Here is an 11603-nt window from a genome sequence, read left to right as displayed (position 1 = left end):
CATTTTCCGCAAAGCCCGCATCAGCCCCAACCGACTCACGTCAATCGTGAAGGCGGTTCTCACCCTTGAGCGTCACCGCTGAAGATCCTTACTGAGCCAAAGGCGCACCGCATAGGACACGGGCTAAGGGCGAGCCGGTCTGCCCTCGCCGTACAGCCAGTCGTCCCAGACGGCCGACCAGTCCGCCTCGGGGGCGAACCCCTCGGCGTACGCCTCCAAGTCGTCGGTGTCCGCGACGAGATGGCGATGCGTACGGGTCCAGCCCTGGAGGAAGTCGTAGAACGCGTCGTCCCCGAGGAGCTGCCGGATCTTGTGGACGACCATGGCGCCCCGGACGTAGACGGGCGGGTCGGAGATCGTGTCGGCGCTCGGCGGGTCGCCCGGCGGGAACGCCCAGACGGCCTTGCCTGCCTCGGCGGAGTCGTAGTAGTCACCCGCGTAGACGGAGTCGAAGATCTCCTGGGCGGTGTCGCCGTCGTGGTCCTCGGACCACAGCCACTCCGCGTACGTCGCGAACCCCTCGTTGAGCCACATGTCCCGCCAGGTACGGGGAGTCACCGAGTCCCCGAACCACTGATGGGCCAACTCATGGACGAACGTGCCGAGTTCGGGCGGGCCGGGGAAGAAGGGCCGGTTCTGCGTCTCCAGCGCGTACCCGGCGTCGTCGGGCCGCTCGACGACGGCGCCGGTCGAACGGAACGGGTACGGGCCGAAGTTGTCCGCCGCCCAGTCGAGGACCTCGTCAAGTCGCCCCAGAACCGCACGACTTGCCGCCACCTGCGTCGGGTCGACGGCGACGTACCCCGGCACCTTCCCCGTCGTACGCCGCACCTCGAACTTCCCGATCGCCAGGGTCGCGAGGTAGCTCGCCATCGGCTCGCCGGTGTGCCAGACGAAGGTGCGGCGGCCGTCGGGCAGGGTCCGCTCGCTCCTCAACTCCCCGTTGGACACGGCCGTCAGGCCCGGCGGCACGGTCACCTTCAGGTCGTACGCCGCCTTGTCGGAGGGGTGGTGGTTCCCGGGGTACCAGGCCATCGACCCCACCGGCTCGCCGAGCGCGACGGCGCCGTCGGCCGTCGGGAGCCAGCCCTCCTCGGAACCGTCGGGGTCGGTGATCGTCCGCGGGGTGCCGGAGTAGCGGACGGTCGTCCGGAACACCTCGCCCTCGCGCAGGCCGGTGCCGGGGCGGACCGTCAGCTCCTGGCCGGCGCGGCTGGTGCGGGCCGGTTCGCCGTCCACCGTCACCTCCTCGACGTCCAGGCCGGTCAGGTCGAGGTGGTAGGAGGTGAGGTGCCGCGTCGCGCGGGCGGTGATCACCGCCGTGCCGGTGAGGTGCCGGGTGGCGGGGGTGTAGCCGAGCGTCAGGTCGTAGTGCGTGACGTCGTACCCGCCGTTGCCCGCCTTCGGGAAGTACGGGTCGCCCACACCCGCCGCGCCCGCGTGCCCGTCGCCGCCCCCACCGCACCCGGACAGCAGCAGGAGGGCGGCTACGGCGGCGGCGCGGGTACGTGGAGGCACGTCGGAGATCCTAGGGCGCGGGCATGACACCATCGGGGCGTGCTCGACATCGGCTACGCCCTCTCCAACCGGTTCCCCGACCCGCCGCAGATGGACTACCGGCGCGCGGACGTCCGTAGCCTGCGCCACGACCTGTTCTGCGGGGACGTGTACCTCGCCGACACCAAGGCGGACCGCGAGGTGTCCACGGCGTGGGGCTGGGTGCCGGTGCTGGACTTCGCGTGGGCGCTGTGCGACATCGTCGAGCGGATCGACCGCGACCCGGCGGGCTCCCGCGCCTCCCGGCCGCAGTACGCCGAACTCGACTTCACGGAGTCCACCGACCGGATGCTCTTCGAGCGGCGGTTCGGCTGGGTGGACATCGAAGCGGACTGGATGCGGGCCGAGGAACCGCCGCTCACCTTCTCCCACACCGACCTCCGCCGCGAGTCCCGCGACTTCCTCCACGACCTCGTCGCCGACCTCACCGACCTGCACGAGGACCTGGGCGAGAACCCGGCGATCTGGACCCTGCTGGCGAAGTTCCCCCGGGTGAGCTGAACGGACGGGGGAGCGGCGGGGCGGAGCCGGACGCCGGGGAGCGGAGACGGCCGGAGCGGCGCGGACCGGCGGCGGGGCGCCGCGCCGGATACGGGCCGGGGGGTGGCAGATCGGGTACGAGTGCCGTGCGGGTGGGATGCGGCGCCGCGTACGGGACGAGGGCGCCGCTGACAACGGGCTACGGCGCCCCGCGCCACGTACGACTCCCCGCACCGGCGCCGGTGCCGCAGACCGGTCACGGCGCCGAGCCTCGCGTCGCCCGCAGCCGCGCGTCCCTGAACGACGTGCCGCCGAAGGCCACCTGAGCCGGCGCCCCGCACCTCCCGAACCGATGCCCCGCACCTCCCGAACCGGCACCCCGCATCTCCCGGAGCACCCCCGCCCTCACACCCCCGAAGCCCCGGCCGGCGCACCCCCCGCCCAGAACGTCGCCCCACCGAGCAGCCACAGCTCCGTCAGCGCCGTCCCCGGCGGCAGATAGCCCTGGGAGAGCGCGCCGTAGCCCGTGTTGAGCCGGGGCGCGGACAGCCCCAGCAGCGCCATCACGTCGTAGTGCTGCGCGTCCGCGAACACGTACCGCCCGTCCTTGCCGTCCTCCCGCGCGAGCGGCACGCAGCGCAGGACCGACTCCAGCGCCGGGATGTCGACGGGCGCGGCGGCGAAGGGGAGCAGCGCGGTCGGCGCGGCGCCCAGCGGTTCCGGCCAGGCGGGGGCCGTGCGGGCCGGGTCGGCCCAGGGTTCGGCGGGGCGCTCGGCGCTGAAGTACCCCGGCCAGGAGTCGTAGATGTGCCGCAGCTCGCCGTCGTCGTACACCTGCATGACCAGTACGTCCGAGTCGAAGACGTACATCCCCAGCGTCGGCACGGACAGCCGGCGGCTCACCGCTTCCGCGAGCGTCAGCGCCTCCGTCTCCTCCGCGGGATGGATCACGGTGTGCCGAGGGCCCACCGCGAGCGCGTAGCCGCGTATCGCGGGTCGGCCCGCCGCCGTCTCCTCGGAGAGCAGCGGCACCACTTCCTGGCACGGCCGCGCCACCAGTACGTTCCCGTAAAAAGTGCCCATCGGTCATTCCTCCACCCTGATCCCCAGTTCCCCCGCCAGCACCGGTGCCAGATCGAGCAGCTGCGCCGTACTGATGACGGCGCCGCGCAGTCGGTCCAGCCCGGCGGTGATGCCCAGTTCGACTGCCCCTCTCAGGTCGACGTCCGACAGGGTCGCCGCGCTGAAGTCCGCGCCCTTGAGCGCGCAGCCGACGAACTCCACCCGTTCCATACGCGCGCTCGCGAAGTCCGGTTCGACGAGAACGCAGTTTTCGAAAACGACATCTTTGAGCCGGGCGCTCCGGAGGTTCAGGAAGTCGATCTTCCCGCCCCTCACCACGACCCTCTCCAGCACCGCTCCGAACATCTGCGTACCGCCCAGGCGGGCGTCGATCACCTCCACGTCCCGCAGGGTCGCGTCCGCCAGATTCGTCCCCACACCCTTCGGGGCCGTCAGGCGGGAGTCCAGGAAGCGGGCGTTGCGCAGACCCGTCTCGTCCAGCGCGCACCTCGTCAGCTCGCAGTCCATGAAGCGGGCCCCCGCGCCGTCCTGCCCCACGAGATCCAGCTCCCGCAGCTCCACCCCGTCGTAGTCCCCGTCCGGCTCCACCTCCCAGCCCTCGAACTCCCGCAGCTCCGGAAGCCGCAACGCGGGCCGCCGCGCCCCCTTGACCCCGCCCTGCCTGCCGCCGCCACCACGTCCGTTGCTCGCCATGCCCCCATCCTGCACCCCACCACTGACAACGCCCCTGGCCTGTGGATAACTCCGGCACCGAGCCCCCCGCCGACAAGCTCCTTGACCTCAAGCGGGGTTGAGGCCGAAGGCTGGACCCTCGAACCGGCCCCGTCCGACCGACCCACTGACCCCACCCACCCGACACCCCTGGAGGAACCCCGTGCACGCCATCCGCCTCCACGCCTTCGGCCCCGCCGAGAACCTCGCCTACGAATCGGTCGACGACCCCCACCCCGCCCCCGGCCAGGTCCGTATCGCCGTCCGCGCCTCAGGCGTCCACCTCCTGGACACGTCCCTGAGACGAGGCGTCCAGGGCCCGGCCCCCACCCCCACAACCCTCCCGACGATCCCCGGCCGCGAGGTCGCCGGCACGGTCGAGTCCCTCGGCGAGGGCGTGGACGACACCTGGCTCGGCCGCCGGGTCGTCGCCCACCTCGGCTTCGTCCCCGGCGGCTACGCCGAACTCGCCGTCACCGACGTGACCCGCCTGCACGAGATCCCCGACCCGCTGGACGAGGCCCAGGCCGTCGCGATGATCGGCACCGGCCGCACCGCCCTCGGCATCCTCCAGTTCGCCACCCTGACCCCCGACTCGATCGTCATCGTCCCGGCGGCGGCCGGCGGACTCGGCACCCTCCTCGTCCAGTACGCCAAACACCGGGGCGCCACGGTCGTCGCCCTGGCCGGCGGCCCCGACAAGACCGCCCAGGCACGCGCGAACGGCGCCGACCTCTCCCTCGACTACACCACCCCCGACTGGCCCCACCACCTCCGCACCTTCCTCGGCGACCGCCCCGCCACGCTCGTCCTCGACGGCGTCGGCGGCGAACCGGCCCGCGAATCGACGGCCCTCCTGTCCCCCACCGGCCAACACCTGATCTTCGGCTGGTCCTCCGGCACCCCTCACGAGACGGTGCCCCTCTCCCACCACGTCCTCGGCCCCACCATGTACGCGAAAACCCCCCTCCGCACCCTGGAATCCCAGGCCCTTACCGAGGCCGCCTCCGGCAACCTCACCCCCGCTGTCCACCGCTTCCCCCTCACCGACGCGGCAGCGGCCCACCGAGCCCTGGAAAGCCGAAGGACCACCGGAAAGGTGGTCCTCGAACCGTGACCCCGCGCGCGGGCCGGCCCCCGAAGGGCCCCACCCGCGCGCGGGACGCTCACTTCACGACCGCCTTGGTCGCCGCACTCACCGCCGCCCCGTCCTTGTGCCCGGCCCGCCGGGCGGTCACCTTCACGGTGATCTTCTGGCCCTTCTGCGCGGTCTTGAGCACCAGCGAAGCCTTGGTGGCCCCGGAGATCGCCTTCCCACCGGCGTACCACTGGTACGCGTACGACGTCGCCGCCGGGCTCCACGTTCCGGTGCCGGCCTTCAGCGTCCGCCCCACCTTGGCCGTCCCGCTGATCGCGGGCGCCTTGGTGGCCCGGGGCGCGTCCCCGAGGGCGACGGTCACGGCGGCCGAGGACGCCGCCCCGTTCGCCCAACCCGCGCGCACGGCCGTGACGACCAGCCCGAGCTTCTTGCCGCGCAGCGCGGCGGGCACGCCGTACGACGCCCCCGTGGCGCCGGAGATCGCCTTCCCGTCGGCCGTCCACTGGTAGCGGTACGTCGCCGCCGCAGGGCTCCACACCCCGGTCCCGGCCTTCACGACGCCCCCCACCTTGACCGCCCCCACGATCGCGGGCGCCTTGGTGGCCCGGAGCGCGTCCCCGACCCCGACGACCACGGTGGCGGACTCCGCCGTCCCACCGCCCCACCCGCTCCGCGCGGCCGTGACGGTGACCCCGAGCCGCTTCCCGAGCAACTCGGCGGGCACCACGTACGACGCCCCGGTAGCGCCGCTGACCGGCGATCCGTCGGCGGTCCACCGGTACGTGTACGACGTCGGCGCCCCCGACCAGGACCCGGTCCCGGCGGTCAGCGTGGCGCCGACCTTGGGGGTGCCGGTGATCACCGGGGCGGCGGTGCTGGTGAGCAGGGGCTGGGTGACGGTGAAGGAGCCGCGCGAGTACTGGACGCCGCGCGTGACGACGCTGACGCTCCAGACGCCGGGCTCCACACCGGTCAGGTCGACGTCGGCGGTCGCGGACCGGTTGTCGGGAGCGATCCACGACACGGGCGCCGAGACGGTCTTCCCGCTGCGGTGGAGCCGTACGACGGCGTCGGGGCCGAGAGCGGTGCCGGTGACCGTCAGCGTCGCCTTGCCGTCGCCCGCCGCGCTGGTCGGGCTCAGGCCGGTCACGGAGACCCTGTCGGGGCCGCACGGCGTGTACTTGCAGGTGAGCCGGACGCTGAAGGAGGTGCCGCTCGACTGCCCCGGCAGGCCGAGCAGAAGCACCGTCGGTGCCGTCGCCGACGTGGACGAGGAGGTTGCGGCGCACTGCCAGCCGCTCGGTATGTACCGCGTGCAGCCGTCGTTACGGGTGTCCCTGTCGTAGAGCGCGGGAGCCACCGTGTCCGCCCCGGTCTCCACCTGGAGGATGTCCAACCGCCCGGTCGGCAGGACCGCGCAGACGGCGGTGTGCCGTTCGTCGAGTGTGCCGGTGATCGGCCCGTACCCGTAGGCGACCGACGGCACGCGCGCGCACGCGGGGGAGGGGCCGTCCGCCGTCGCGACTCGCAGGGCGTCCAGGTGGTACTCGGGGGCGGCCTTCGCGCCGGCCGGGACCCGCGCCAGGACCGTGTGGGTGGTGGCGCCGGTGACCGCGCAGGACACCGCGCCGGACGAGCACTCGACGGCGCCGCCGGCACCGAGGACGACGGTGTCCGCCGTGCCGAGCGCGTCCCGCGCGCGTACGTGGACCACGTCGGTGGGCGCGTCCGTGGTGACCTGATGGCAGGTCAGGGTGCCGGGCCCGCCGGAGGCGCGGGCGACGGACGGGCCGCCGACCTCGCTCGCGGGGGCGCTCGTGCAGCCCGCCGGGACGGCGCCGTCCGAGATGTCGCGCCGGGCCACCGTGTAGCCGGCCCGCTCGTCGCGGCCGGTGACCAGCACGGTGTGGGCGAGGCCCGGGGTGAGCGGGCAGATCGACCAGCTGTTGGTCGAGGAGTACTGCCCGCAGACCCGCTTGCCGGCGGCGTCCACCACCGAGAACCGCGCCGGCAGGTCACCGGTGAGCTGGAGGATCTCCACCCGCGCGCGGGAGTCCGCCGGGATGCTCAGGCACTCCGAGAACACTCCGTCCCCCAGGGTGAACGCGGCCTCGGCGCCGTCGGCGGCGAAGCTCCCCGCGGGCAGCACCCGGCAGCCCTCAGGGTCGCCGGTCCGGTGCAGGGCCACCCCGTAGGCGCCGGTCTGCTGTTCGGAGTAGTCCCCGACGCGGGCCAGCGCGCGATAGGGCGCCGCCCCCGTCAGCACGCAAGCCTCGTCGGCCAGTTCGGAGTCGTCGCACTGCACCGCCCCGGCGCTGTCGACGACCTCCACCCCCGCGCGCAGCTTCTTCGACGGCCCCAGCGGCGTCAGCGCCGCCACGGACGCCCCCTCGGGCGCGTCCAGCGTCAGGCAGTCGTACTGCCCCGGGGACGCCAGCTCGCCCCGGAACAACCCCATCGGCGCCGCGACGCACCCGGCGCCGGACGCCCGGTCGAGGGCGATCAGCGCCTCGCGGTCCGAGTAGTACGGGTAGGTGCCGTCGAGGACGGCGGTGTACGTCCCGGCCCGGGGCACCTCGCAGACGTCGCCGTACGCCGTGCAGACGGTCTTCCCCGCCGCGTCGTACACGGTGACGTGGCCGACGTCGCCGTCCTGGTCCACGGACCGCAGCGTGTACGGGCCCGCCCGGTCGGCCGTGAACGTCCGGCACGGCACGGCGTCGGACTCCAGCGCGGTGAGCGGCCCGAAGGGACGTACGGGGACGGGCGCGCAGCCCTGAGGGTCGTTCAGGCGCCGTGCCTTGACCGCGTATTCGGCGGGGAAGCCGCGCTCCGCGGAGGAGACCCGCGACAGCACCCGGTAGGGGCCGTCGCCGGGCAGGACACAGCTCGTCTCGTCGTCCTCGGGGAACTGCGGGCAGACGCGCGCGCCCGTCTCGTCGGTGATCCACGCGAGGGAGTCGCCGTAGTACCGGGAGCCCGAGGTGAGCCGGATGCGCTCACCCGGCGCAGCGTCGAACGGCTGGCAGTCGACCTCCAGCGGGCTCGCCGTCGTCGTCCCCGGCTCGGGCTGGTCCCAGCGGCTGCTCACCGGGGCCGCGCACCCGCGCGTACCGCCGAGAGGCACCACGGAGGCGGTCGTCTCGTTCGTCCCCCAGGCCCGGTTGGTGAGCGTCAGCGTGTACGCGCCCGCCGACGGCAGGGCGCACATGCCGTTCGTCGTGTACGAGTCGCCGGAGCAGTCCACCGCGCTGCCGTCAGGGCCGCTCACGGCCGGGTCGGCGTGCCCGTCCTTCGGCACCAGATACAGACCGGCGGCCTCGGCCGTGAACGTGAAGCACGCCGAACCGTCCGGCTCCAGCGTCGCCTTCGCCACCGCCTGCCCCGGGTCCCCGAACCCGGCGACCTCCAGCGGCGCGCACTCTGCACCCCCGGGATCGGCCTGCGCGACCCCCGCCGCGCCCACGCTCACCAGCGAGGCGAGCAACGGCACGACGGAGAACAACCCCACCGCCCGCCGTCTCCTGACACCCACACCCCTCAACGCATCCCCCCTGGGATCAAGATCGGTCGTTGAGGCGAAATAGTCGCACACAGGTGCGACACAGCTTCCGAGTTATCCACAGGCCCCGGAAACCCCCCAGATCAGCCGCTGGAAGCCCCCGCCGGCCCCCCTGCGGCCCCCCGCCTCACCCCGGCTTCACCCTCGCCCCGCCACCACATCCGCCACTCGAGCCAACCGCGAAGACCCCGCCCCCGCCCGCATCTCCCGCTCCCGCCGGTCGGCCGCCCGGTACGTCGCGTACAGCCCCCGTACCCCCAGCCAGCGAAACGGCTCGGGTTCCCACTTGCGGACCCGGTGGCCGACCCAGGGGAGCGCGCTCAGCTCGCCGTCCGTGCCGAGGACCAGCTCCGTGAGGGTTCGGCCGGCGAGGTTGGCGGTGGCGACGCCGGAGCCGACGTAGCCGCCGGCCCAGCCGAGGCCGGAGGCGGGGTCGAGGGTGGCGGTCGCGCACCAGTCGCGGGGGACGCCGAGGACACCGGACCAGGCGTGGGCGACCGGTACGCCGCGCAGGGCGGGGAAGAAGTCGGTGAGGACGGCGCGCAGGGCCGCCACCGTCGCCTCCGGGGTACGGCCGTCCGCGTCCGTGCGCGAGCCGAAGCGGTACGGCACACCCCGGCCGCCCAGGGCGATCCGCCCGTCGGCGGTGCGCTGCGCGTACATGTACGCGTGCGCCATGTCCCCCAGCGCCTCGCGCCCGCGCCAGCCGATCTCCTCCCAGAGGGCGTCGTCCAGCGGCTCGGTCGCGATCATCGAGGAGTTCATCGGCAGCCAGGTCCGCCGCTGCCCCTTCAGCTCGGCCGTGAACCCCTCGGTGCACCGCAGTACGTACTGCGCGCGCACGCTCCCGTACGGAGTGACCGCCCGCCCGGGACGGATCTCCGTCACCGCCGTGCCCTCGTGCACGTCCACGCCGAGCCGTACGACGGTCTCCAGCAGCCCCGTCAGCAGCTTCACGGGGTGCACGCGCGCGCCGTGCGGGGTCCAGGCGGAGCCCAACGCGTCGACGATACGGATACGTTCCGACGTCTCGGCGGGACCGTACAGCTCGCGGTCCGTCTCGCCGTACGACAGCTCGTGCTCGTGGAACGCGCGCAGGCGCGCCAGTTGGGCGGGGGTGCGGGCCACCTCCAGGACGCCGCCCCGGTGGACGTCCGCGTCGATCCCCTCGGCCTCGGTGACGGCGACGACCTCGCCGACGGTGTCGTTCATGGCCCGCTGGAGGCGTACGGCGGCCTCGTGGCCGTGCACGCGCGCGTACCGGTCGCGTCCGGCGATGCCGTTGTACAGCCAGCCGCCGTTGCGCCCGGAGGCGCCGTACCCGCAGAACGCGCGCTCCAGGACGGTCACCGCGAGCGAGGGGTCGGCCTTCTTCAGGTAGTACGCCGTCCACAGCCCGGTGTATCCGCCGCCGACGATCACGACGTCCGCGGTGGTGTCCCCGGGCAGCGGACCGCGCGCCACCGGGAGGCCGTTCCCGGCCCACCAGAAGGACACCCCGCCGTTCGCGAAAGCACTCATGCGCGGACGTTAACCCGCGCGGACGGCCGCTGTCCCCTTCGGATTTCGTCGTCCCCGGGTCACCGGGTACGCCGCGAGACCCAGGCAGACGGCGATGAAGTGCCCGAAGTCCGTGAACGTCGGAGTGACCGTCATGGGCGCCGCGAACAGCGCCAGCAGCCCCGCCGCCCACAGGTACCGCCACAGCCCGGGCAACCGGTACGTCAGGACCGCGGCGACCCCGCACAGCGCGTAGCTCACCCCCACGTCCAGCGTGTTCATCGCCGACCTCGGCGCGATCCCCCGCTCGATCGCGACCAGCAGCGCGCCCTCACTGATGAGCGTCGCCAGCACATGCGCCCCGGCGGCAACCGCGAGCCACCGCGCGGTGCCGAGCCAGCGCTCCACGGGCGCGTGGATCACCGAGTACAGCCCCGCGTACGGCAGCCAGTAGCCCCCGTCGAGCCACATCGCGCTCGCGACCAGCACGCGCACCGGGTTGTCCGACAGCTCGTGCAGGTTGGTCGACCGCTGCCGCAGGAACTCCTCCTCGAACGCCGGGGACATGCGGTGCGCGGCGAGCGTGGTGAACAGGATGACGCCCAGCCAGATGTACGTCCCGGGGGCGCCGCGGACGTACCTCCAGACCGCCCGCGGTGCGCGCGTAATTCGCATGAGCGGATTCACGCAGGTCAGTATCGTCCGGGGAGTGATCGACATTCCGCGCGGATTGGTGAAGTCTCAGCAAAGAGCGAACGGGGAGGCCGGCACCGCCTTCCTGGCGGGGCTCCCGGAGCTCGCGGAGGGGTTCCTCGACCGGTGGGACCTGCGGCTCGACGGGCCGTCGATGCACGGCATGTGCGCGCTGGTCCTGCCCGTCGTCCGTACGGACGGCCTGCGCGCCGTTCTCAAACTGCAACTCCTCGACGAGGAGAGCGAGGGCGAGCCGGTCGCCCTGCGGCTGTGGGACGGCGACCGGGCGGTCCGCCTCCTCGGCCACGACGAGGCCACCGGGACGATGCTCCTGGAACGCCTCGACCCCGCGCGCACGCTCGCGCGCGTGGCCGACGTCCACACCTCCGTCGAGGTCATCGCCGGCCTCCTGGCCCACCTGACGGCCGGCCCCGCGCCCGAGGGCATGCGCGGCCTCGCCGACATCGCCGCGTCCATGCTGGAGCGCACCCCGGCCGCGCTCCGCCTGATCCCCGACCCCGAGCACCGCCGGATCGTCGCGGACTGCGCGTCCGCCGTCGCCGAGGTCCTCGACGAGCCCGGCGACCGCCTCCTGCACTGGGACCTCCACGACGAGAACGTCCTCGCCGCCGACCGCGCCCCCTGGCTCGCCATCGACCCCAAACCCCTCGCCGGCGACCCCGGCTACGACCTCTGGCCCGCCATCGCCAACCGTTTCGACGCGGACGACATCCGCTGGCGCTTCGACGCGATGACCGCCACCCTCGGCCTGGACCGCGCCCGCGCCCACGCCTGGACCCTCGGCCGCCTCCTCGAAAACTCCCTCTGGAACATCGAGGACGGCGAACCCCTCGACGAAGAGGATCTGGAAATCGCCCGCCGACTCCGGAACTCCTGAGCGATACGGCACGTTTGACC

The 11603-nt window shown here is 73.4% G+C and carries 9 protein-coding genes; 3 read left to right on the top strand and 6 right to left on the bottom strand.

Annotated features, from left to right (window positions below):
- Positions 1-123 precede the first annotated feature (123 nt).
- Complete coding sequence (locus ABZX85_RS46315) at positions 124-1551, bottom strand: M1 family metallopeptidase (RefSeq protein WP_355883995.1); 1428 nt, start codon at positions 1549-1551, stop codon at positions 124-126.
- Positions 1552-1557: 6 nt separating this feature from the next.
- Between ABZX85_RS46315 and ABZX85_RS46310 the strand changes: the two genes are divergently transcribed.
- Complete coding sequence (locus tag ABZX85_RS46310) at positions 1558-2058, top strand: hypothetical protein (RefSeq protein ID WP_355883993.1); 501 nt, start codon at positions 1558-1560, stop codon at positions 2056-2058.
- A gap of 384 nt (positions 2059-2442) precedes the next feature.
- Here the strand turns inward: ABZX85_RS46310 and ABZX85_RS46305 are convergent, their stop codons facing one another.
- Positions 2443-3120, bottom strand: a complete 678-nt coding sequence (locus ABZX85_RS46305) for a hypothetical protein (RefSeq protein WP_355883991.1) — start codon at positions 3118-3120, stop codon at positions 2443-2445.
- Between the two features lie 3 nt (positions 3121-3123).
- A complete protein-coding gene (locus ABZX85_RS46300) occupies positions 3124-3813 on the bottom strand; it encodes a pentapeptide repeat-containing protein (protein ID WP_355883989.1) in 690 nt (229 codons plus the stop codon).
- 181 nt (positions 3814-3994) lie between these two features.
- Here ABZX85_RS46300 and ABZX85_RS46295 point away from each other — a divergent pair, with 181 nt between their 5' ends.
- Positions 3995-4948 (top strand): zinc-binding dehydrogenase, encoded by a 954-nt coding sequence (locus ABZX85_RS46295; protein WP_355883987.1) that lies wholly within the window; start codon positions 3995-3997, stop codon positions 4946-4948.
- Between the two features lie 49 nt (positions 4949-4997).
- On the opposite strand, the gene ABZX85_RS46290 is transcribed toward ABZX85_RS46295, so the two are convergent.
- From ABZX85_RS46290 to ABZX85_RS46280, 3 genes are all read right to left on the bottom strand, one after another.
- Positions 4998-8441 carry a Tat pathway signal protein gene (locus tag ABZX85_RS46290; protein ID WP_355883985.1) on the bottom strand — a complete coding sequence of 1148 codons (3444 nt, stop codon included), beginning with the start codon at positions 8439-8441 and terminating at the stop codon, positions 4998-5000.
- 189 nt (positions 8442-8630) lie between these two features.
- Positions 8631-10013: an FAD-binding oxidoreductase gene (locus tag ABZX85_RS46285; RefSeq protein WP_355883983.1), complete on the bottom strand. Its 1383-nt coding sequence runs from the start codon at positions 10011-10013 to the stop codon at positions 8631-8633.
- A 9-nt stretch (positions 10014-10022) separates the two neighbouring features.
- Entirely contained in the window at positions 10023-10667 is a 645-nt protein-coding gene (locus ABZX85_RS46280) for a rhomboid-like protein (RefSeq protein ID WP_355883981.1), read from the bottom strand.
- Between ABZX85_RS46280 and ABZX85_RS46275 the strand changes: the two genes are divergently transcribed.
- The gene (locus tag ABZX85_RS46275) at positions 10666-11583 is read left to right on the top strand and encodes an aminoglycoside phosphotransferase family protein (protein WP_355883979.1); all 918 of its coding nucleotides are present in this window, start codon (positions 10666-10668) and stop codon (positions 11581-11583) included. The two genes, ABZX85_RS46280 and ABZX85_RS46275, sit on opposite strands and share 2 nt — an antisense overlap.
- Positions 11584-11603 lie beyond the last annotated feature (20 nt).

The sequence above is a fragment of the Streptomyces sp. NPDC004539 genome, from assembly GCF_040610055.1.
GTDB lineage: Bacteria > Actinomycetota > Actinomycetes > Streptomycetales > Streptomycetaceae > Streptomyces.
The sequence above is the reverse complement of the archived record's forward strand: the minus strand, read 5'-3'. Positions and strand labels throughout refer to the sequence as shown.

Coding starts and splice junctions, on each gene's coding strand:
- ABZX85_RS46275 (WP_355883979.1), top strand. CDS start 10,666: ATGAGCGGATTCACGCAGGTCAGTATCGTCCGGGGAGTGATCGACATT.
- ABZX85_RS46300 (WP_355883989.1), bottom strand. CDS start 3,813: ATGGCGAGCAACGGACGTGGTGGCGGCGGCAGGCAGGGCGGGGTCAAG.
- ABZX85_RS46305 (WP_355883991.1), bottom strand. CDS start 3,120: ATGGGCACTTTTTACGGGAACGTACTGGTGGCGCGGCCGTGCCAGGAA.
- ABZX85_RS46285 (WP_355883983.1), bottom strand. CDS start 10,013: ATGAGTGCTTTCGCGAACGGCGGGGTGTCCTTCTGGTGGGCCGGGAAC.
- ABZX85_RS46315 (WP_355883995.1), bottom strand. CDS start 1,551: ATGGTGTCATGCCCGCGCCCTAGGATCTCCGACGTGCCTCCACGTACC.
- ABZX85_RS46280 (WP_355883981.1), bottom strand. CDS start 10,667: ATGCGAATTACGCGCGCACCGCGGGCGGTCTGGAGGTACGTCCGCGGC.